Source organism: Massilia sp. Root418 (genome assembly GCF_001425265.1).
Taxonomy (GTDB): domain Bacteria; phylum Pseudomonadota; class Gammaproteobacteria; order Burkholderiales; family Burkholderiaceae_D; genus Rugamonas.
Genome location: NZ_LMEC01000025.1, coordinates 209,357 through 229,305 on the forward strand (window position 1 = coordinate 209,357; position 19,949 = coordinate 229,305).

Annotated in this window: 17 protein-coding genes; 8 read left to right on the forward strand and 9 right to left on the reverse strand. The window is 67.5% G+C overall.

Annotated features, from left to right (window positions below):
• The first annotated feature begins 144 nt into the window (after positions 1 to 144).
• Entirely contained in the window at positions 145 to 966 is an 822-nt protein-coding gene (locus ASC94_RS27695; RefSeq protein WP_056404010.1) for a response regulator, read from the forward strand.
• Here the strand turns inward: ASC94_RS27695 and ASC94_RS27700 are convergent.
• From ASC94_RS27700 to ASC94_RS27710, 3 genes are all read right to left on the reverse strand, one after another.
• Positions 954 to 3,542, reverse strand: coding sequence for a TonB-dependent siderophore receptor (locus ASC94_RS27700; protein WP_056404013.1), 2,589 nt, complete (start codon positions 3,540 to 3,542; stop codon positions 954 to 956). The two genes, ASC94_RS27695 and ASC94_RS27700, sit on opposite strands and share 13 nt — an antisense overlap.
• Positions 3,543 to 3,847: 305 nt before the next feature.
• A complete protein-coding gene (locus ASC94_RS27705) occupies positions 3,848 to 4,705 on the reverse strand; it encodes an oxidoreductase (RefSeq protein ID WP_056404350.1) in 858 nt (285 codons plus the stop codon).
• Positions 4,706 to 4,778: 73 nt separating this feature from the next.
• Positions 4,779 to 5,408 carry a TetR/AcrR family transcriptional regulator gene (locus ASC94_RS27710; RefSeq protein ID WP_056404014.1) on the reverse strand — a complete coding sequence of 210 codons (630 nt, stop codon included), beginning with the start codon at positions 5,406 to 5,408 and terminating at the stop codon, positions 4,779 to 4,781.
• A 125-nt stretch (positions 5,409 to 5,533) separates the two neighbouring features.
• Here ASC94_RS27710 and ASC94_RS27715 point away from each other — a divergent pair, with 125 nt between their 5' ends.
• Positions 5,534 to 5,752 (forward strand): hypothetical protein, encoded by a 219-nt coding sequence (locus ASC94_RS27715; protein WP_056404016.1) that lies wholly within the window; start codon positions 5,534 to 5,536, stop codon positions 5,750 to 5,752.
• A gap of 36 nt (positions 5,753 to 5,788) precedes the next feature.
• Here the strand turns inward: ASC94_RS27715 and pnuC are convergent, their stop codons facing one another.
• Together pnuC and ASC94_RS27725 are read right to left on the reverse strand one after the other, a co-directional pair.
• On the reverse strand, positions 5,789 to 6,358 hold the full coding sequence (gene pnuC, locus ASC94_RS27720) for a nicotinamide riboside transporter PnuC (RefSeq protein ID WP_082616893.1): 570 nt from the start codon (positions 6,356 to 6,358) through the stop codon (positions 5,789 to 5,791).
• Positions 6,359 to 6,366: 8 nt separating this feature from the next.
• Positions 6,367 to 7,599 (reverse strand): M48 family metallopeptidase, encoded by a 1,233-nt coding sequence (locus ASC94_RS27725; RefSeq protein WP_056404018.1) that lies wholly within the window; start codon positions 7,597 to 7,599, stop codon positions 6,367 to 6,369.
• A gap of 185 nt (positions 7,600 to 7,784) precedes the next feature.
• Between ASC94_RS27725 and ASC94_RS27730 the strand changes: the two genes are divergently transcribed.
• The 4 genes from ASC94_RS27730 (at position 7,785) to ASC94_RS27745 (ending at position 14,068) form a co-directional block, all read left to right on the forward strand.
• Positions 7,785 to 8,831: a hypothetical protein gene (locus ASC94_RS27730; RefSeq protein WP_056404020.1), complete on the forward strand. Its 1,047-nt coding sequence runs from the start codon at positions 7,785 to 7,787 to the stop codon at positions 8,829 to 8,831.
• 67 nt (positions 8,832 to 8,898) lie between these two features.
• Positions 8,899 to 12,303 carry an AAA family ATPase gene (locus tag ASC94_RS27735; protein ID WP_082616894.1) on the forward strand — a complete coding sequence of 1,135 codons (3,405 nt, stop codon included), beginning with the start codon at positions 8,899 to 8,901 and terminating at the stop codon, positions 12,301 to 12,303.
• A 116-nt stretch (positions 12,304 to 12,419) separates the two neighbouring features.
• Positions 12,420 to 12,797, forward strand: coding sequence for a BlaI/MecI/CopY family transcriptional regulator (locus ASC94_RS27740; RefSeq protein WP_056404030.1), 378 nt, complete (start codon positions 12,420 to 12,422; stop codon positions 12,795 to 12,797).
• Positions 12,794 to 14,068 (forward strand): M56 family metallopeptidase, encoded by a 1,275-nt coding sequence (locus ASC94_RS27745; RefSeq protein WP_056404032.1) that lies wholly within the window; start codon positions 12,794 to 12,796, stop codon positions 14,066 to 14,068. The genes ASC94_RS27740 and ASC94_RS27745 overlap by 4 nt, the downstream gene beginning before the upstream one ends.
• Here ASC94_RS27745 and ASC94_RS32135 read toward each other — a convergent pair.
• From ASC94_RS32135 to ASC94_RS27750, 3 genes are all read right to left on the reverse strand, one after another.
• Positions 14,065 to 14,352 (reverse strand): HigA family addiction module antitoxin, encoded by a 288-nt coding sequence (locus ASC94_RS32135; RefSeq protein ID WP_082616895.1) that lies wholly within the window; start codon positions 14,350 to 14,352, stop codon positions 14,065 to 14,067. The two genes, ASC94_RS27745 and ASC94_RS32135, sit on opposite strands and share 4 nt — an antisense overlap.
• A gap of 13 nt (positions 14,353 to 14,365) precedes the next feature.
• Complete coding sequence (locus ASC94_RS32140) at positions 14,366 to 14,644, reverse strand: type II toxin-antitoxin system RelE/ParE family toxin (protein ID WP_082616896.1); 279 nt, start codon at positions 14,642 to 14,644, stop codon at positions 14,366 to 14,368.
• Positions 14,645 to 14,729: 85 nt separating this feature from the next.
• On the reverse strand, positions 14,730 to 16,193 hold the full coding sequence (locus tag ASC94_RS27750; RefSeq protein WP_162251461.1) for a tetratricopeptide repeat protein: 1,464 nt from the start codon (positions 16,191 to 16,193) through the stop codon (positions 14,730 to 14,732).
• A gap of 153 nt (positions 16,194 to 16,346) precedes the next feature.
• Between ASC94_RS27750 and ASC94_RS27755 the strand changes: the two genes are divergently transcribed.
• Together ASC94_RS27755 and ASC94_RS27760 are read left to right on the forward strand one after the other, a co-directional pair.
• Positions 16,347 to 17,753: an SDR family oxidoreductase gene (locus tag ASC94_RS27755; protein ID WP_056404038.1), complete on the forward strand. Its 1,407-nt coding sequence runs from the start codon at positions 16,347 to 16,349 to the stop codon at positions 17,751 to 17,753.
• A gap of 12 nt (positions 17,754 to 17,765) precedes the next feature.
• Positions 17,766 to 18,230, forward strand: a complete 465-nt coding sequence (locus ASC94_RS27760; protein ID WP_056404040.1) for a DUF2269 domain-containing protein — start codon at positions 17,766 to 17,768, stop codon at positions 18,228 to 18,230.
• Positions 18,231 to 18,237: 7 nt separating this feature from the next.
• Here ASC94_RS27760 and ASC94_RS27765 read toward each other — a convergent pair whose 3' ends face one another.
• On the reverse strand, positions 18,238 to 19,881 hold the full coding sequence (locus ASC94_RS27765) for a hypothetical protein (protein ID WP_200955846.1): 1,644 nt from the start codon (positions 19,879 to 19,881) through the stop codon (positions 18,238 to 18,240).
• Between the last annotated feature and the right edge of the window lie 68 nt (positions 19,882 to 19,949).

Below are 19,949 nucleotides of genomic sequence, written 5' to 3' on the forward strand. Positions count from 1 at the left end.
ACTCGATTCCATTATTGTCGATCCTGAGAAACTACGCTTTTGCTAGACGCGACAGATCTTTTGAGCGCGGAGAAATCTATTAAATAAATTTAAAAGATAGGCATAATACGCAACAGCGGTAGCGCCAACTTCACCCATCCGACCATGTATTTGACCAGTGACGCCAACGTACGCAGCATCCTGATCGTGGACGATTCCGCGTTCGAACAGCGCATGCTGGTCGATCTGCTGAGCGAACTGCCCTACCGCGTCTCGGTGGCGTTCAACGGCATGCAGGGCTACCAGCTTGCGCTGGCCAACCAGCCGGACCTGATCCTGCTGGACGTGCGCATGCCCAATATGGACGGCTACACCTGCTGCCGCCTGCTCAAGGCCAATCCGGCCACCTACGACATCCCGGTGATCTTCCTGAGCGGCGCCGACGCGGCCGAAGACCGCATCATGGGCCTGTCGATCGGCGGCGTGGATTACGTGTCCAAGCCGTTCACGCCGGGTGAACTGGCGGCGCGCATCCACGTGCACCTGAACCTGATGCGGCGCACGCCGGGCGCGGCGCCGCCCGAGCCGGAAGTGGCCGACCAGCCGCCCGCGCCGCCGCCCAATCCGGACGCGGTGATCGTCAACGCCGCCAAGCGGCTGATATCCGACAACCTGGCAGCCCTGCCCACCCTGGCCGAGATAGCGCGCAGCGTGGGCACCTACCGCGAAAAACTGTCGCAGCTGTTCCGCGAGCAGACCGGCATGACCGTGTTCGCCTTCATCCGCGAAGAACGCATCGCGCGCGGCGTGCAGCTGCTGCGCGAGACCGATATCGATGTCCAGGACATTGCGCTGCTGATCGGTTTTAACAACGCCGGCAACTTCGCCACCGCCTTCCGCGAGCGCATGGGCGTCACGCCCAGCGCTTTCCGGCAAGGCCAGGGTCAAGGCCAAGGCCAAGGCCAGGACCAGGATCAGAACCTGTAGTTCACCTTGACCGCCGCGGTGCGGCCGCGCGGGTCGGCCTGGGTGAAGTCGAAGAAAGCGGTCGAGGAATCCCAGGACGGACGCTTGTCGCTGAGGTTCTGCACGATGAAGCTTAGTGTCGCCGCCGGCGTCACCTTCCATGCCAGGTTCACATCCACTGTACCCACCGGTTTCACGCGCTCGCTCGCTTGCGCACCCGCGCGGGCGGTCTGGTCGTAGCCGTCCACATAATTCCATGTCAGCGTGCCGGCCACGGCGCCCTGCTCCCAGGTGGCGCTGGTGACGCCGCGCCATGCCGGGATGGAACCGAAGTAGTTGTTGCCGGCACCGTTGGTGAGCGGCTCGCCCACCGCCAGCGGCGCCTCGAACTTGAACACATGGCTCAGTTGCGCATTCAGCGCCAGCTTGCCCCACTGCCCCAGGCCCACGCGGTGGCGCAGGTCGATGTCGATGCCCGACACCAGGCGGTCGCCCTGGTTGGCGTACTGGCGGTACAGGGTCTGGATGCGGCCCTGCGCATCGCGCACCACTTTTTCCGGCGCGCTCTTTTCATTGGCGATGATGTTCTCCGCGCTCTCGGTATCGATCACGCCCTTGGTGCGGATGCGGTAGTAGTCGACGCCGATACTGCTGTCCGCATTGGGCGCGATGACGAAGCCTAGATTGAGATTGCCCGAGCGCTCGGGGCGCAGCTCCGCGTTGGCGATGGTGAGATTGGTGACGCCGCGCGCCTGGGTCGGCGTGACCGGGTCGCGCGGGTCGATCACGCTGCCGTAGCTGACCGAGGTGGAGTTGGTGATCTCCGGCAGCGAGGGCGCGCGGAAGCCGCGCGACGCGGTGCCGCGCAGCAGCAGCCACTGGGCCGCCTGGTAGCGCACGCTGGCCTTGGGCGAGAAGGCCGAGCCGAAATCGCTGTAGCGGTCGGCGCGTCCGGCCAGGTTCACGTTCAGGTCCTTCACGACCGGCACATTGAACTCGGCGAACAGCGCGGCCACGTCGCGCCGGCCCTGGATGATGTTGATGGCCGGGCGCAGTTCGGTGCCGCTCAACACGGCGCTGGAGGTCTGCGAATCCATCTCTTCGCGGCGCCATTGCGCGCCCAAGGCGAAGCCCAGCGGACCGGCCGGCAGCTCCGCCAGTTCCCTGGACGCGTTGAAGTCCAGCGTGGTCAAGGTCGATTCGGCCGGGCGCAGGGTGGACAGGCGCAGCCGCTTGCGCACCGCCTCGCTGTTCCTCGACTGGTCGGCGAAGTTGTAGCTGCCCTCGGCCAGCACCTTCTCAAATTCGTAGCGGTTGACGAAGTTGTTCACGGTCTCTTCCAGCTTGCTGCCGGAGCGGCCCACGGACGCATCGTACTCCCAGCCGGCCACGGCGCCTTTCACGCCGGCCAGCGCGCGGAAGAAGTCCACGCTATCGCGCTTGGTGCGTGCACCCAGGTCGAACAAGGTGGCGGTGAACGGCAGCGGCGCGGCGCCCGGATTGTTCGGATGGCCCACCGGCAGCACCACGCTGATGTTGTCCAGTTGCTGCCTGGCGTTGTTCCACGCGCGCAGGCCACTGCCCACGGTGAGCGGGGCGCCGAAGGTCTGGTCGGCGCGCGAGTGGCCGTACAGCAGGTCGGCGTAAGCCTCGGTGCTGTCGTTCAGCTGGAGCGTGCCGCGCAGCGAGGCGTGGATGCGGCTGATGCCGGGAATGAGCGTCTTGAACTGCGCGTTGTTGTATGCCTGCACCGAGCCGCTCTTGCCGGGCGTGATGGCACCGTAGGGCTGCAGCTGCAGCGGGCCTTGCTGGCCGCCCAGGAAACGGGTGGGATCGTTGTTCAGGTAATTGGCCGGCACCCAGGCCAGCGCGCCGTTGGCGTTGCCGCGAAAATCGCTGCCGGCCATCCATGCCACCTGGTCCTGCTGCAGCTTGTCGCGCTGCTGCGCGTCCAGCGAGAACACCACGCTGTAGCCGTCCTTCGCCAGGCTGCCGAAGCCGGTCTGCAGCGCCGCGCTCTTTTCCGACTGGCCGGTGCCCTCGGTCGCGCTGCCGTACTGCGCGCTCAGTTCCGTGCCCTTGAATTCCTTGTACAGGATGATGTTGACCACACCGGCCACCGCATCCGAACCGTACACGGACGAGGCGCCGTCCTTCAGCACCTCGATGCGCTGCACCGCCGCCATCGGCAGGCTGTTCAGGTCCACGAACACTTCCTGCAGGTCCTGCGCCGTGGCGTAGGGGCTGACGCGCTTGCCGTTCACCAGGATCAGGGTGTTCTTCTGGCCGATGCCGCGCAGCGACAAGCCCGCCGTGCCGGCCGAGAAGCTGCCGGTGTACTGCTCGTTGTAGCTGTTGCCGCTGTTGGCGGAGATGGCGCGGATCACGTCGGCGATGCTGGCCTTGCCGCTGGCGGCGATCTCCCTGGCGCTGATGACCTGCACGGCGCTGGCGCCCTCCTTCTGCGTGGTGCGGATATTGGAGCCGGTGACGATCACGCGCTCCAGCTCCTGCGCGGCGGCGAGAGAGGGGAAGGCGGCGGCGAGGGCAAGCGAAATGGCCAGCGGGGCGAATGGCGTGGATGATTGGGCGAACATGGTTTCCTCTTGGGTGGGAATGGAACAACGGCCCCGGCCCGCGTCGGACCAGGGTGAGCGCAGCCATCCCGGCCTGGTGGGGCCGGAAGGGATGCAGCAAGGGCTTGGGTTGGTTTAGTGCAGCTAAGTGCGGATCAGCGCGCCGCGCATGCACTGCGCCATGCAGAGCATGTACAGCACGTGGCGGCTAGGAACGACGGACAGCGGAATGGGACGGAACATAAACAAACATCAATCGCAGTGGTGCGGGAGTCAGCACTATAGCGGCGCGGTTTGCAGGACGGAACGAATTAAAACTGCATAGCTTATTCAACCGGGACATAAGCCGCGCCGCTGCGCGGACGCAGCGGCGGCTGCGAGTCCAGCCGCAAGTCCTTGCGCACGCCGGCTTCGACCAGCGCAGCGGGCGCGTAGCGGCGCAGGAAGCGCAGGCGGCCGGCCAGCGCGCCGGACGTGTAGCGCACCTTGGGCGAGGCCGCCAGGGCCACCCGCAGCACGGTGTCCGCCACCACGCCGGGACCGTCCGCGCCTTCCAGCGCCTCCTTGACGCGGCGGTCCAGGCCCGCGCGCAGCGCGCTGTACTCGTCCATCGCCAGATCGGGCTGCAGCTGGTTGGCGTCGAACGGCGACTTGATGTAGGCCGGCGCCACCAGCGATACGCGGATGCCCTGCGTGCGCAGTTCCTGGTCCAGCGCCTCCGAATAGCCTTCCATGGCGTGCTTGCTGGCCGAGTACAGCGCCATGTAGGGCATGGGCACGAAGCCCAGCACCGAGCTGATGTTGATGATGCGCCCGCCGCCGCGCTGGCGCATGTGCGGCACCACCGCGCGCACCATGCGCACCATGCCGAAGAAGTTGGTGTCGAAGATGGACTGCGCCAGCTGGATCGAGCTTTCCTCCGCAGCGGCGGGCGCCACGCCGAAACCGGCATTGTTCACCAGCAGGTCGATGCGCCCTTCCCGCAGCAGCACCTGGTTCACGGCGGCCGCGACCGATTCGTCGCTGGTCACGTCCAGCGAGAGCATCTCGACACCGCCCGCCTGCCCCTGCCCGCCTCGGCGGCTGGTGCCGTACACCTTGTAGCCCGCCTTGGCCAGTTGCGCGGCGGTAGCTGCGCCGATGCCCGATGAGGCCCCGGTCACGATGGCGATCTTGCTGTTCATAATGCGCTCCCATATGACGATCGTCATATTCATGGTTAAAAAAATACCCGGCATGGATGCTGCCGGGCCGGTCTTACTTTGCTGGCTGCTCCACTTCCGAAAAATGCCGCAGCGCCGCGTCGCGCAGCGCGTCCGACAGCTTGGGATCGTCCACCGCGCGCGCCATCATCAGGGCGCCTATCATCGTACTGACCATCACCATGGCTTCCCGGTGCGCTTCCGGCGTGCCCCATCCGGGCAGCTGGCGCGCCACCAGGTCTATCATTTCCTTGATGTGGCGCGTGGCCGCGTGCCGCACTTCCGGCGCCTGGCGGTGCATCTCCGAGCCCAGCGCGGATACCGGGCAGCCGAATTCCACCGCCTCCACGTGCTGCTGCGACAGGTAGGCCTGCATCAGCGCCTGCAGCGACCTGCCCGGACCGGCGGCGGCGGCAATCTGGGCCGACGTGCGCACCGCTTCGGCCCCGGCGCGGTCGGCCGCCTCGGCCAGCAAGGCGTCGCGCGAGGCGAAGTGCGCGTAAAAGCCGCCGTGCGTCAGGCCGGCTTCCTTCATGATGTCAGCCACACCCGTGCCGGCATAGCCGCTGCGCCGGATGGCGCGCGACGCCACCTCGACGATGCGCTCGTGCGTCGCTTCCTTGCGGCTGAGGGCCGCGCGCGGCGCGCCGGCCTGGGACGATTTGCTCTTCATGATGCCCATCATATACCAAAACAGGCGGGCCTGCCCGGCGCCCGCGCGTTTTGGCGGCAGGGCAACACAGTGCCACCGCTAGCCATTGCGCGCTAATATGAAAATCACACCATCAAGTCCAAGCCACGGAGGTGAGCATGAACACCGGGAACGACCAGGAACGCTTGCAGCCAGCCGAGCCCGCGCCCCGCTCGGAAGGCCTGCTGCCGGCCGGCGAGGAGGAAGCGGCCGAGGATGAAGTCGCCGAGGAAGTCAGCCTGGATCAGCAGTCCGGGAAGGCGCGGCGTGTCGGCCATCCGCCGGCCGACGGCCCCGGCAAGCCGGCCGACGCGCTGGCTGAAACGCTGAAACGCTGAAACGCTGAATCGTTGATTCGTTGATTCGTTGATTCGCTAGGCAGCCGGCAGCGCGCGCATCTGGCTGCGCCACCAGCGCCAGGAAATCAGCGCGTTGATGAAATAGGCCGCGTACAGCAGCGCCGTCAGGTACAGGCCCCGGCTGGTGTACAGCGGCACCGACACGGCGTTCACCAGCAGCCACACGGGCCAGGTTTCCACGCGGCGCGCCATCAGCAGCAGCTGGGCGATGATGCTGAAGGCCAGCACGGCAGAATCCACAAAGGGTGCGTAGGCGGCAGTGTAGTGGTGCAGCATCAGGCCGTAGCCCACGGTGCCGGCCAGGCCGGCCGCCCCCATCCAGGCCAGCGTGCTGCTGCGCGCGGAGGTGATGGGCAGCGCCTTGCCGCCGCCGCCGCGCGCCCACTCGTACCAGCCGATCAGGCAGGTGACGATGAAGAACAGCTGCAGCGCCACGTCGGCAAACAGCTGCACGCCGTAGAACAGCGCGCCGAACAGCGCGCAGCCGACAATACCGGTCCACCATGAATGGATGTTGTTGCGGCCGGCCAGCACGATGGACAGCGCCATCACCGCATTGGCGGCAAGTTCGAGATTTGTGGTCAAACGCAGTCCTATTGATGGTCAAACGCGGTGCTGGCGGGTGGCTTGCCCTGGCATCCCGGCGGCAGCAGCCGGGCCGGAATGTCCTCGCCTGCACAGCGCCAGGCGACGCGCTTATTCTCTGCCAGGGCCGGCGTGAAGGCAATAGCCTTGCCGCGCAGGGAAAAATCGGCAGGATAAATGCGCACCACGCCGCTCTCGCCGTCGATGCGCACGTCCACCACGGCCAGGCCGGGGTCGGCCAGCGCGAAGCCCGCCTCGCGCAGGGTGAGCGGGGTGCGGCCGTTGGCATAATAGTAGCGGTCCACCGCTGCGGTGGCATCCTGGCCCACGCGCACCGCGCGCAGCAGCTGGCTGCGCACGCTGTATTCGTCCAGCCTGGGCCAGGCCAGCGCGGCGGCGCCGGCCAGCAGCGCCAGCGCCAGCAAGCCGCCGGCGGCGCCCGCCACGCCCAGGCGCGGCACCAGCAGGGCCGCCAGCCAGGCCAGCCGGTGGCGCGCGGCCGGCGCCGCTTCCGCGCCCGTGGCCAGCGCGCGCAGCGCCGCCATGCGCTTGACCAGCCAGGGCTGGCCGCTCACCAGTTCATGGAAGGACATCCAGAAGCCGGACGCCTGGCGCGCCTGCGCCGCGTAGTCGCCCAGATTGAGCTGGCGCCAGCGGCGGCCGCCGGCCGCCAGCGCAGCCAGTCCGCTCTGCGCGCTGCGCAGGTCGTCGCAGGCGTGCAGGCCGTGGCGGTCGCAGGTGTAGGCGCAGGCGCGCGCGTAGGCCGCGCCCAGCAGCGGCAGCACGGCGGCCGGCAGCAGCAGCGGCAGCCAGCGCTGGTGGCGCCGCGTGATGTGGCCGATCTCGTGCCCGATGTAGAAATTGATGGCGTCCGGCCGGTCTTCCAGCGCATCGAGCACGCTCGATTGCAGCACGATGTAGCGCCGTCCCAGCAGCATGGCGGTCAGCACGCTGCGCCGGCGCAGCACATAGGCTTCCGGGATGCAGTCCAGCCCCAGCCGGTGGCAGCACACGTCGATGCGCGCTTTCAGGTCGGGAAACTGGCGGTAGCTGATCTGCACGCCGGTCCCTTTTAAATAAGCGGCCAGCGCCGATTGCACAAATACCGTGAGGGCAAAAATCAAAACGAGATATATCAGCGCCGCACCCAGCGTGGCAAGCGCCAGGCCGCACCAGATCAGCAGCGACGCCGCCAGCAGCGCCCTGAGCAGCGTGCACTCATGTTTATATACCAGTTCCAATTTGCCATCCCCATTTCCGTGCGGCATTCTAAATTAGTTTTCAAAAAAATAAAGCTTTATAAGAAATTTAAATACCCTGGAATACATCCGGAGATCGCGCTGATACCGAACTGAGACTGCGCTGACCTGTTGCGCCCGGCGCCGCCGCCGCATACTGGCGCCATCCCCGTCCACCGAGTTTTGCCATGCTGCTGCACCTTTCCGACACCGCCACCGACGCCATCGCCAGCCCGCCCTGCCCCACCCATGGCGGCCGCCGCTTCCACACCTTCCTGCCCATGAACCAGATCCTGCAGGTAGGCGACAGCATCGTGTCGGCAAACGGCCTGTTCTTCGCCACCCTGCTGGGCGACGGCACGCTGCGGGTCTACCGCGGCATGGATGCCGACGATGAACAGGGCCTGCTGTGGAGCAGCCGCAAGGCAGGCGGCTACGGCCGCTATTTCGCGCTGGTGCAGAGCGATGGCAACTTCTGCGTCTACCAGGGCGCCGACCTGGCGCATAACTGCGGCTGGCACTGGGGCACGCAGGCCACCGGGCAGGGCCAGGAGTTCTACGCGGCCCTGCAGGACGACGGCAACTTCTCGGTACGCGCCGGCATGGGGCCCGACGACAGCCGGGGCGTGCTGTGGGCGTCCACGGTCACCGACCGGGTGCTCAGCATCGAGGACGTGCTGCACATCGAATACGACTTTGGCGCCGCCTGCGTGCTGCGCACCAGCCCGGCCAGCCAGTACAGCGAAACGGTCACCAACCACGGCAGCGAACCGTCGGTGCACGCGCTGCAAGGCGCCGTTGCCGTCACTGAAACGTCTTCCTGGACCAACTCCCCGCCCGCCTCCCTGGGGCCGGACGTGGAGTATTTCTACACGGTGCCGGCGGTGTCCGGCGACGAGTTCGTGATGTCGGACAGCGCCGTGTTCTACCTGGCCAACTGCGCCGCCACCCGCATGACCGACTGGGCCTTCGACACCCCGTACACCGTGGCGCCGCATACCTCCATGCGCGCGGCCATCGCGCTGACCTACTCCACCGTGTCGGTGCCCTACGTGCTGGTGGGCCAGCTGCGCTTCGAATCGGGCGCCCGTGTTGTAGGCGCGATACGTGGAAACTACTTAGGCACCAATGCCCACAGCCTCACCGCCAGCTTCACCCCGCACGACCCCACGCCCAATCACAGCAAGCGGATTTTGCGTCCTTTGCGGCCGATGGCCGGCATGATCGCACACTGACATTACCAAGAGGCAACACCTAGCGGACGCGCTGCGGCGCGTACCGCAATGCTATAGTGGCAGAGTCATGAGTCTGGATCTGCCCTCTTACCAACCCGCCGAATCACCGCCGCCACAAGACGGACGCGTGCTGCTTGACGCCACCCTGCTGAAACGCCTGCGCAAAACGCGCGGGCTGAGCCAGGAAGCGCTGGCGGACTTGTGCTTTCAGCAGCAGTTATGCGTGTCCATCGCGTCCATCAAGCGCGCGGAAACCGGCAAGATCGTGCTCTACCGCACCGCGCGCCACCTGGCCCAGGTGTTTGGCGTGGCGCTGGAAGAGCTGGCCACGGAGCTGGCCGGCGCCGCCATCCCGGCCGCTGTGGATTCCGCCCTGGCCCCCCCGGCCCCGTCCATGCCCCCGCCTTCCGCGCCAGCCGGCGGCAGACCGGCCATAAGCGCCGCCATCGGCGCAGCCATCGCCGCCGTGCCGGACGACGTGCTGCGCCACGTGGTGATGCTGGACATCGAACTGGCGACCCCGCAAACCGAAGGCAGCGCCGCCGTGCATGAACTGGCCTATGTGGTGCAGCAGTTCGGCGGCCGCTTAGCGCAGGTGGACGGCTGCCGGGTCTCCGCCGTGTTCGGCCTGCCGCAAGCCTTCCGCAGCGACGCCGAACGCGCCATGCGCTGCGCGCTGGAGCTGAACCGCCACCTGCTGACCCACGGCGGCCGCGCCATGGCCATGCGCCTGGCGCGCTGGGAACGCGGCGCCGCCGCTGCCGCCGCCTTCGCCCATCCCGCCCCTGAACTGCGCCACGAGAGCGCCACGCACGCGGCGGCGGGCGTGATCCCCTTCCGCCTGCCGCTGTACGTGGAACGCAAGCTGCTGCCGCTGCTCGGCCACCGCTTCCTGTTCGAGCCGGATCCGGCGGACGGGCCGCGCCATCCCGGCTACCTGGCCTTCAGCAAGCCGGCCGCCAGCGACGCCAGCCAGCTGCCGCCGCTGATCGGCCGCTATGCCGAAACGCGCCAGTTCAAGGCGCTGGTGGAGAGCGTTGAAGAAAGCCAGTGCGGCCACATCATCTACCTGCGCGCCATGGCGGGCGTGGGCAAGAGCAGGCTGGCGCAGGAATTTGCCGACATCGCGCGCCAGCACGGCATGCGCTGCCACCGCGCCGAAGTGCAGGACCTGGGCGCGGACGCCGGCTGGCGCGCGCCGCTGGAGCAGCTGGCGCGCAGCCTGCTGGGCCTGGGCTCGCCGCTGGCGCAGGCTAACGCGCAAGCCATCGCCGACACCGTGGCGCGGCTCTACCTGCCGCCCGATTCGGCGCTGTTCTACCATGTGCTGGCCGGCGTGGCGCTCACGCCCGAACAGCACGCGCTGTATTCGGCCATGAGCCCCGAGGTGCGCGACCAGGGCTGGACGCAGGCGCTGCAGACGCTGCTGCTGCGCCTGGCGATGACCGAGCCGCAGCTGGTGGCGCTGGAAGACGTGCACTGGGGCGACCCCTATCTGTTTGAAGCGCTCGGCCCCCTGCTGGCCCTGTCGCGCGAAGCGCCGGTGCTGTGGGTGATCACCTCGCGCGTGGAAAACGACCCGCTCGAATCGGCGCTGCGCCAGCAGCTGGACGACCTGGGCCTGTCCCTGTTCGACCTGGCGCCGATGTCGCCGCGCGAAGCGGCCGTGCTGGCCGACCAGTTCAGCGACGTGGACCCGGCCTACCGCGCGCGCTGCGTGGAGCGCGCACAGGGCAACCCGCTGTTCCTGACCCAGCTGCTGGCCAGTCCCGGCCAGCACCTGCCGGACAGCCTGCGCCACCTGATCCAGGCGCGCCTGGACGGCCTGCCTTCCGAGCACGCGCAGGCGCTGCGCATGGCCGCCGTGCTGGGCCACCGTTTCGGCCTGGCGCTGCTGCGCGCCGCCCTCGGCCAGCCGGACTACCAGCCGCAGGCGGCCGGCCGCGACAGCCTGCTGCGCGCGGTGGCAGGGTCCGGCGGCGACTACTGCTTCGTGCACGACCTGGTCATGCACTGCATCTACGACGCCATCGACCCTGCACAGCAACGCCGCCTGCACCTGCAGGCTGCCGAAGCCTGGCGCGGGCGGGACGCGGTGCAGTGCGCCCACCACCTGTACCGCGCCGCCGACCCGGGCGCGCTGGAGATGATGCTGTCGGCCATCCGCGCCAAGCTGGAGCAGCACCAGTTCGAAGCGGCGCTGGACCTGACCGCAGCCTGCAACACGGCCGATTCCACCAGTTTCAGCAGCTTCCCGCTCGCGCTGCTGCGCGCGCACGCCAGCGCCGGCATGGGCCACATGGGCAACGCGCGCCGCTACTACCAGCACGCGATGATGCTGGCCGGCCGGCCGCAGGACAAGATCGAAGCGGTGGTGGGCCTGGCCGCCACGCTGAACGTGCTGGAAGAGCTGGAAGAGGAAGAGCGCCTGCTGGACGAGACGGTGCCGCTGGCCCTGGAGATCGGTGCCGAAGCGGCGCTGGGCAAGCTGCTTTACCTGAAGGGCAATATCTACTTCCCGCGCGGAAACTACAACGAATGCCGCCGCCTGCACGAGGATGCGGCGCGCTACGCCCAGGCCAGCGACATGCGCGAAACCCAGGCGCGCGCGCTGAGCGGCGTGGGCGACTCGTACTACGCACAGGGCCGCATGCGCAAGGCGTACGAACTGTTCGAGCAATGCCTGGCCATGTGCGAACAGGACCGCTATGTGCAGATCGAAGCATCCAACCGCGCGGCGCTCGGCTCCACCCGCATCTACCTGGGCGACGCCGCCGGCGCCGTGCGCGACGCACAGGCCTCGGCCGCCATCGCCCGCAAGGTGGGCAACCGCCGCGCCGAAACCTTTGCGCGCATGACCGCCGGCTGGGCCCTGGTGGCCGACGGCCTGCTGGACCAGGCAAGCGAAGAAGTGGAAAGCGGACTGGAACTGGCGCGCTCGCTGGGCAGCTCGCGCTTCGAAACCTTCCTGATGGAGAGCCAGGCCCGCATCACCTGGCTGCGCGGCGACCGCGCGCTGGCCGAGCGCCAGATCCTGGTGGCGGCGCAGCAGATGGAGCGCCTGCACCTGCACAACTTCATCGGTCCATGGGTGCTCGGCACGCTGGCCCTGTTCTCGCAGGACGCCGCGGTGCGCAAGCGCGCCCTGCTGCAAGGCGCCGCGCACCTCACGCGCGACTGCCTGGCGCACAACGCCTACCGCTTCCACCTGAGCGCCGCCGAAGTGTCGCTGCTTGACGGCGACACCGTGGCCGCCGAATTCTACGCCGGCCAGCTGGCCGCCTACGCCGCGCAGGAACCGTGCAGCTGGATCGAGCACCACACCGCCCTGATCCACGCTTACGCCGAGTGGCTGCGCGCCCCGTCCGAAACCCTGCGCGCCCGCCTTGCACTGCTGCACGCGCAATCCGCGCAATACGGCTACACCCATGCCGCACCGCGCCTGCACCTGGCGCTGCAAGCGCTGGCTTAATCCTGTCTATACACTGTTGTCTACTTTACGCATCACTGCTTCGATTCTCTGGAGATAAAAGTATACATCTTTGTCTAGACAGACTAATCTACATCTAACGCGAACAAAGAACCGTCATGAGCCAGCCGCTGCCCAAGCCCACCACTGCCGAACTCGAACTGCTGCAAGCCCTCTGGCCGCTCGGCGCGGCCACCGTGAAGCAAGTGCACGAAGCCATGCTGGCGGAGCGCCCCGAGCTGGCCTACGGCACCGTGCTGCGGCTGATGCAGATCATGCACGGCAAGGGCCTGCTGATCCGCGACGAGAGCCAGCGCTCGCACACCTACGCCCCCGCCCAGGCCAAGGACGCGATGCAGACCAATCTGCTGCAGGACCTGCTGCAGCGCGCCTTCTCCGGCTCCGCCAAGGCGCTGATGCTGGCCGCACTGCGCAACGGCATCTCGAAGAAAGAGCGCGAAGAAATCGAACAGCTGCTGAAGGAGGACAAGCAATGAGCGCCGCCATCAACGCCCTCGCCTGGACGCTGCTGCACTTCATCTGGCAAGGCGCGGTGATCGGCATGGGCGCCGCGCTCACACTGGCCCTGATGCGGCGCGCCACGCCCGGGCAGCGCTACATGGTGGCCTGCACCGCGCTGGCGCTGTGCCTGGGCTGGCCGGCGCTGGAACTGGCGCAGCGCCTGTCCGCCGCCGATGCCGGCGGGGCAGCGCTGCGGCTGCCCGGCCTCGTCGCAGCAGAAGGCATGGACGACGCCTCCCTGCTGCCCCAGCAGCTGCTGCAGGTGCTGCAGGTACTCGCTGCCCACGCCCGGACGCTGGTGGTCTTCTGGGCTGCCTGCGTAACGGCGCTCAGCCTGCGCGCCGCCGCCGGCATCCTCTGGATCAGCCGCAGCGCGCGCCACGGCGGCACGGACACCGCTTGGCAGGAGCGCCTGTCGCAACTGGCGCGGCGTTTCGGCATCCGCCGCGCGGTGCGCCTGCGCGTGACGGCATCGCTGGCCAGTCCCGTCACGGCGGGCTGGTGGCGCCCGGTGGTGCTGGTGCCTGCGGCGCTGCTGGCGCGCATGCCGCCCGAGCTGCTTGAAGCACTGCTGGCCCACGAACTGGCGCACGTGCGCCGCCACGACTACCTGATCAACCTGCTGCAGAACGCCGTCGAGACGCTGCTGTTCTTCCACCCTGCCGTGTGGTGGATTTCCAGCCGCATCCGCACCGAACGCGAACTGATCGCAGACCACATTGCAGCAAGCACGCTAGGCGAACCGCGGCGTCTGGCGCTTGCTCTTTCCGAACTGGAGCGGCTCCAGTTCTCAACCCAGCACCTGGCTATCGCAGCCAACGGAGGAGATCTAATGGTACGCATCAAACACCTGGTACAACCCCGAGCCCGCAGCACCGGCTGGAAAGCTGTTATTCCAGCCCTGGTCCTTGCCGCCGCCGGCATCGGCGTGCTGGCCAACGCCAGCGCCGGCAGCAAGGCTGCCCCGCAAGACACGCACGCCGTGATGGTGTTCGACCACTGCAAGAAGCCGGACTGGCCCGCAGGTTCGAAGGCAGCCAAGGAACAGGGCACGGTCACGCTGGAATTCGGCGTGAGCGCCGACGGCAAGGTTACCGGCTCGTCCGTGAAAAAATCCAGCGGCTACGCCGCGCTGGACGAAGCGGCCCGTGAAGGCCTGAAGCAGTGCGCCTTCAAGCCCGCCATCAAAGGCGGCAAGCCGATCTCCTCGAACATGCAGATGCAGTACGTCTGGGTGCCCGACTAAGGAAACGCGGCAAATTTTTTTATAGGCGGCTGAGGCTTTCGCGCCGCATGCCATAAATCGTACTCAGCCTGAACAGCCAACCACATGCGAGCGGTGCTAATGCCCGCTCGCTCCAACCTGACTGCAAGGTCGGGGCTGATCGGCGCCCGTCCATGCATGATGCGCGACAGCGTTTCCCGCGCAATGCCGAGGCGGCGAGCGAACTCCGTGCACGTCATATCGAGCGCAGGCAGTACATCACGCAACAAGACGCTTCCCGGATGCGGGGGATTATGGAGGGGCATAATATTTCCGCCTTCAGTGATAGTCCAAATAATCCAGAATCTCAACGCCTGCGCTAGTGAACTGAAATACCAAGCGCCAGTTTCCGCTAACAGTAAGTGACCAATGGCCTCGATACCTGCCCTGCAAGCGATGCAAGCGCCAACCAGGCAGACCTAGTTCATCAACTGCAACTGCCCGATCCAGAAAGAGCAACATGCCTCCCAGGCGAGCCGCGTGGGCAGGGTTAATGCCACTGGTTGAGCCGGTCTCAAAAAAACGCTTCAGCCCTTTATGCCTGAAACTGATTATCACATGTATTGTGATGTATCACATCACACTCCGCAAAAAAGCAAAGCACTACTGTGTCGCGACAATCAGCTTCTCATGTTGAGGCCTATCAAGACAACTTGGCGAGCACGGCGACCAGTCCGGCGATATCCCGGCCGTCGTCCTTGCGCAGCACTTGTTCGGTCATGCTGCGTACCTCGAAGCCGTGGGCTTGCGCCAGCGCTTCCAGGTAGGACCGGGAGTGGGCGTAGCGGCCGGTGGGGCGCAGGCCGTAGTCGCCCGACTGCTGCGCTTCCACCGTGAAGGCGAAGGCGCCGCCCGCCGCCAGAACGCGGCGCGCGGCGCGGAACACGGGCTGCAAGTCGCCGAAGTAGACCAGCACGTCGGCCGCCAGCAGCAACCCGCACGGCGCTTCGCGCGCCTGCAGGTACTCGACGACGTCTGCGCAGGCCAGTTCGTCGTACAGCGCGCGGCGGCGGGCCTGCTCCAGCATCTGCGGCGACAGGTCGACACCCGCCAGGGTGCGCGCATAGGGCCGCAGCAGCGGGCCGCACAGGCCGGTGCCGCAGCCCAGGTCCAGCACATCGGTTTTTGCCGCCAGCGCACCCAGTTCGTCCAGCGCAGCCAGCAGCAGTTGCGGCGCGCGATATTGCAGCACGTTCTGCAGGTGGTTGTCGAAGTCATCGGCGTACTGGTCGAACAGCGCGGCGACGTACTGCGGCGGCGGCATGGCTGGCGCCTCCGCCTCGCCCAGCGCGGCCAGCTGGTAGGCCACCGAAGCGGCATCGGCGCCGCAGGCCTGCGCGTCGCGGTAGGCGGCGGCCGCCTCGCCCGGGCGTTCCAGCGCGCGCAAGGCGTTGGCGCGGTGCAGGTGGGCTTGCGCGCTGTCCGGCTGCAGGGCCAGCGCGTGCTGGTGGCAGTCCAGCGCCCCCTGGTAATCACCGCTGCGCTGCATCAGCGTGCCGTAGCTGGTCCACGCCTCGGCATAGGAGGGCCTGGCCTCGATCGCGTTGCGGTAAGCCTCGGCGGCTTCATCGCTGCGGCCCAGGCTTTGCAGCGTGACGGCGGCGCCGCAGTAGGACTCGGCCAGATTCGGATTGAGCGTGAGCGAGCGGCCGAAACTCTCCAGCGCCTCGGCGCGCCGCCCCAGCAGATGCAGTGCGATGCCTCGGTTGGCCAGCGCCTCGGGGTAGGCGGGCTGCTGCGCCAATGCCGCGTCGTAGCTGGCCAGCGCGTCGTCCAGGCGCCCCAGCTTGCGCAGGGCATTGCCGCGATTGGCCAGCGCCATGGGGTAGGCCGGCTGCAAGGCCAGCGCGCGCTCGTAGCTCGCCAGTGCGTCGGCCTGCCGCCCGGCGTCCTGCAGCGCCGCGCCCAGATTACAGTGGGCGATGGCCTTGCCCGCGTCGAGCGCGATGGCGCGGGCTATCAGTTCCACCGCCGCTTCCGGCGCCCCACCCTGCCGCGCCAGCACGCCCATCAGGTGCAGCGCATCGAAATTGTCCGGCTCGCGGCGCAGCACTTCGGCGTACAACGCCTCGGCCTGCGACAGGTCGCCGCGCTGGTGCAGCGCCACAGCTCGCTGCAGTAATTGGCTGGTGTGTTGGCTTGGTGACGGCATGGCGGCTTTGGAACGGACGAAAACAGCACCTTACCAGAACGATCGCCCTGTTGACTTTGCGGCAGCCCGATTCTATTATTTCTGTAACGACAGAAATTTAGGAAAATTATGCGCATCCTGGTGCTCGGTGCTACTGGCCTGATCGGCCGCCACCTCCTTGCCGCCCTGCGTGCGGCGGGCCACGAGGCCATCGGTGCCAGCCGCCGCGCGCCCAAGTGGGCGGCAGCCCCAGGCACCGACGGCGGCCCGGCATGGCGCGAACTGGATTTCGGCGCGCTGACCGGCGCGGACGCCTGGCTGCCGCACCTGGACGGCATCGACGCGGTGGTGAACTGCGTCGGCATCCTGCGCGAGCGCAGTCCGGGCGACTATGAGCGCCTGCACCACCAAGCACCTGCCGCGCTGTTCGCCGCCTGCGCGCGCACCGGCATCAGGCCAGGGATCCGCGTCATCCATTTCTCGGCACTGGGCAGCACCGGCGATGCGCCGACCGCCTACTGGCGCAGCAAGGCAGCCGGGGAGCAGGCGCTGGCGCGGCACCCGGCATTGGACGCCACCATCGTGCGGCCTTCGCTGGTGTACGGCGCGGACGGCGCCAGCAGCAAGCTGTTCCTGGCGCTTGCCACGCTGCCCGCCGTCGCCCTCCCCGCGGCACACAGCTCGCGCGTGCAGCCGGTCCATATCGACGACCTGTGCGCGGCAGTGCTTGCCCTGCTGGAGCGGCCCGCCTCTGCGCCGCCGGTTCCCGAGCTGGCTGCGGTCGGCCCGTGCGCCATGAGCCTGGCCGCCTACCTGGCGTGCCTGGGCGGCGGCTTGGCCGCTGCCGCAACCGCGCCGAACGCGCAGCGTATGCAGCGCGTGCCGAGCATGTCAAGCGTGCCACGTGTGCCATGTGTGCCCAGTTCGCCCAGTACACCCTGCATGCCCTGTGTGCTCGATGTGCCCATGCCGCTGGCCCTGCTGGCCGCACGCGTGGCCGCGCTGCATCCCGCCAGCGCCGTGACGCCCGATACGCTGACCATGCTGGCCGCCAGCGCCAACGGCGGCAACACCGCCGGTCCCGAAGCCATGCGCGCGCTGCTGGACGGCCGCCCGCTGCGCGAGCCCGCCGGCTTTGCCACATCCGGGCAAAAGCCCGTTGCCGTGCTGGCCTGGGCCATGCCGCTGGCGGCCATGGTGATGGCTGCGCTGTGGCTGTGGACCGCCTATGTCTCCTGGTTCGCCTGGCCGCACACGGACAGCATCGCCTGGCTCACCGCCTGCGGCATCCCCGCCGCCTGGGGCGAGGCCACGCTGGCCGCAGCCAGCCTGCTCGACGCCGCCATCGGCTGCGCCCTGCTGCTGCGCCGGCGCCGCTGGCTATGGCCGCTGCAGGCGGCACTGGTGGGCGGCTACACGGTAGCCATGAGCTTCTGCCTGCCCGGATTCTGGCTGCATCCCTTCGGCCCCCTGAGCAAAAACCTGCCCATCCTGGTGCTGCTGCTGGCGATGTGGCGCCTCGAACAAAGACAGTAGAAGGAACATCATATGGAATACCTGGCAATCAAATGGCTGCACATCCTGTCCGCCACGCTGATGTTCGGCACCGGCTTCGGCACCGCTTTCTACATGTTCGCGGCCAACCGCAGCGGCAACGTGCAGGTGATCTCCGTGGTGACGCGCTGGGTAGCGCGCGCGGACTGGTGGTTCACCACGCCGTCCGTCATCATCCAGCCCCTGTCCGGCTTCTGGATGATCCACCTGGCCGGCTATCCGCTCACGTCATCCTGGATCATGTGGTCGCTGGCGCTGTACGCGCTGGCGGGCGCCTGCTGGCTGCCGGTGGTGTGGCTGCAGCTGAAGATGCGCGACATGGCAGCCCACGCCGCAGCGGCGGGCGAGGCGCTGCCCGCGCGCTACTGGCGCTACGAAAAGTGGTGGACCGCGCTCGGTTTCCCCGCGTTCGGCGGCCTGCTGGTGGTGTACTGGCTGATGGTGCACAAGCCACTGTAGTCCAGGCTCAGTTCTGCTCCGGACGCCATACCGCCACCAGCGCCTTCAGCTTGGTCCACAGCGGCAGGCGCTCGTCGGACAGCACGTCCAGGAAGTCCGACAGGCGCTTGGACTTGATCATGGTGTAGGCCGTGAGCACCGTGGTCACCAGGAAAACCGCGCCGAAGATCCACAGCCGCCGGCCCATCGGCGCATCCGCCTCGGCCAGCAGGTTCATGCCGAGGAAGCCTGTGGTCACGGTGCCGATCAGCCCGAAAATGGTGACCACCGTCAGGCGTACCACCGTGTTGGCCTGGCGGCGCAAGCTGTCCGCCTCCAGGTAGCCGTTCATGTCCTCGACCCGCACCTTCACCTCTGCGTGCAGGCGCTCCAGCCCTAGTTGGGCCGCGCACATCTGGTACAGCGCGCGCACCAGCGTCTGCTCCGAAATATCCTTGAACCAGTATCGGTGCGTGAAGCGCAGGAAGCCTTCGAAAGAGGAGCGGATGCGGCGCTTGAAGCGGCGCACGCTGTTCGCGTCCACCACGCTCAGGCAGTTCAGCGCTTCGGCCAGCCGGTCCGAGAACATCAGCAGCGAAGACTTCTGCAGGTGCGCGATCAGGAACAGCAGGAAGTGCTGGTGGCGGAACTGCGCCAGCACGCCCCTGTCCCGGCAGCAGAAGAAGTCCGAACGGGCCGCGCCGACCACGATCAGCGACAGGCCGCTGCACAGGTAGCGCGTGTCCGGTGCGGCGCCGCTGCCGCCCCAGAAGCGGTCGTAGCACACCTGCCGCTCGAAGTCGTTCAGGTGCTCCTCCGAATAGGGCAGCGAACCGCGCCCCTGCCCCGTCACCAGGCCGAGGCGGATGAAGTCCTCGCGCGACAGGGCGCGCGGGTCCTCCAGCGACAGGTAGGCCATCACCGGCATGCGGTAGTACTCGATCTGCCGGTAGCGCAGCGCGCCCGGCTGGTCGCTCAAGTCGTACACCAGGGGCTCCAGCATGAACTGCCAATGCGCGGCGATGCGCGGGGCGCGCTTTTCGCAGACGTGCGACAGGAAGGCATCGCGCTGCTGCGCGTCGGAGCGCGACAGCACCCGGTCCCGTGCGTCCAGCCACTCCACGCTGTGCATGCAGTGCAGCGCCTTGCCCTCGCCGTCCCAGCCTGCCGGGTAGCCGCGCCCGAAACGGTACAGCAGCTCCTGCGCCGCTTCCAGCGCCAGGTCGTCCGCGCTCACTTCCAGGTTGAGCATCACCACGTCCACGTCGAAGAAGAAATACAGGTCGGTGTGGACGATGGACAGGGTAAGGGGTGCATCGCCTTCGCGCGCGGTGACGCGCACCTTGGCCACGTCGTGCCGGCGGAACACGCGCATGCCGGCGCCGGAGGTTTCGCCGCGTCCGCTGCGCGCCTCGCCGTACAGGAAGCGCTGCACATAAGGCAGGAAGGTGACGAACTCGTTGTAGTGGCGCTCATGGAAGTTGGCGGCGTCGCCGTCGAATTCATCGACCACTTCGCGCCACGGCGAGCCGCCGCCAGCATCGCCCAGACCGCGCAGCACTTCCCACGGACGCTGGTGGGTATGGTCGGCGCCGGTAGCCGGCATCAGGCGCAGAGGCCAGAGCAGCACCTGCCTCAAGTGATGAACATGGGTGCCCGCTGTGGTTTCCATCATCCCGCCTCCCATCTTTTGTTTGAATCCATTCTAGCGGAAAGGCGATACCAAAGCCGGTATCGCTT

What these genes read in the sequence shown, in the direction of transcription:
- ASC94_RS27710 (WP_056404014.1), bottom strand. Translation starts at nt 5,408, where the DNA reads ATGATGGGCATCATGAAGAGCAAATCGTCCCAGGCCGGCGCGCCGCGC.
- ASC94_RS27730 (WP_056404020.1), top strand. Translation starts at nt 7,785, where the DNA reads ATGCTGCTGCACCTTTCCGACACCGCCACCGACGCCATCGCCAGCCCG.
- ASC94_RS27745 (WP_056404032.1), top strand. Translation starts at nt 12,794, where the DNA reads ATGAGCGCCGCCATCAACGCCCTCGCCTGGACGCTGCTGCACTTCATC.
- ASC94_RS27740 (WP_056404030.1), top strand. Translation starts at nt 12,420, where the DNA reads ATGAGCCAGCCGCTGCCCAAGCCCACCACTGCCGAACTCGAACTGCTG.
- ASC94_RS27735 (WP_082616894.1), top strand. Translation starts at nt 8,899, where the DNA reads ATGAGTCTGGATCTGCCCTCTTACCAACCCGCCGAATCACCGCCGCCA.
- ASC94_RS27755 (WP_056404038.1), top strand. Translation starts at nt 16,347, where the DNA reads ATGCGCATCCTGGTGCTCGGTGCTACTGGCCTGATCGGCCGCCACCTC.
- ASC94_RS27760 (WP_056404040.1), top strand. Translation starts at nt 17,766, where the DNA reads ATGGAATACCTGGCAATCAAATGGCTGCACATCCTGTCCGCCACGCTG.
- ASC94_RS27705 (WP_056404350.1), bottom strand. Translation starts at nt 4,705, where the DNA reads ATGAACAGCAAGATCGCCATCGTGACCGGGGCCTCATCGGGCATCGGC.
- ASC94_RS27765 (WP_200955846.1), bottom strand. Translation starts at nt 19,881, where the DNA reads ATGGAAACCACAGCGGGCACCCATGTTCATCACTTGAGGCAGGTGCTG.
- ASC94_RS27700 (WP_056404013.1), bottom strand. Translation starts at nt 3,542, where the DNA reads ATGTTCGCCCAATCATCCACGCCATTCGCCCCGCTGGCCATTTCGCTT.
- ASC94_RS32135 (WP_082616895.1), bottom strand. Translation starts at nt 14,352, where the DNA reads ATGCCCCTCCATAATCCCCCGCATCCGGGAAGCGTCTTGTTGCGTGAT.
- ASC94_RS27695 (WP_056404010.1), top strand. Translation starts at nt 145, where the DNA reads ATGTATTTGACCAGTGACGCCAACGTACGCAGCATCCTGATCGTGGAC.
- ASC94_RS27715 (WP_056404016.1), top strand. Translation starts at nt 5,534, where the DNA reads ATGAACACCGGGAACGACCAGGAACGCTTGCAGCCAGCCGAGCCCGCG.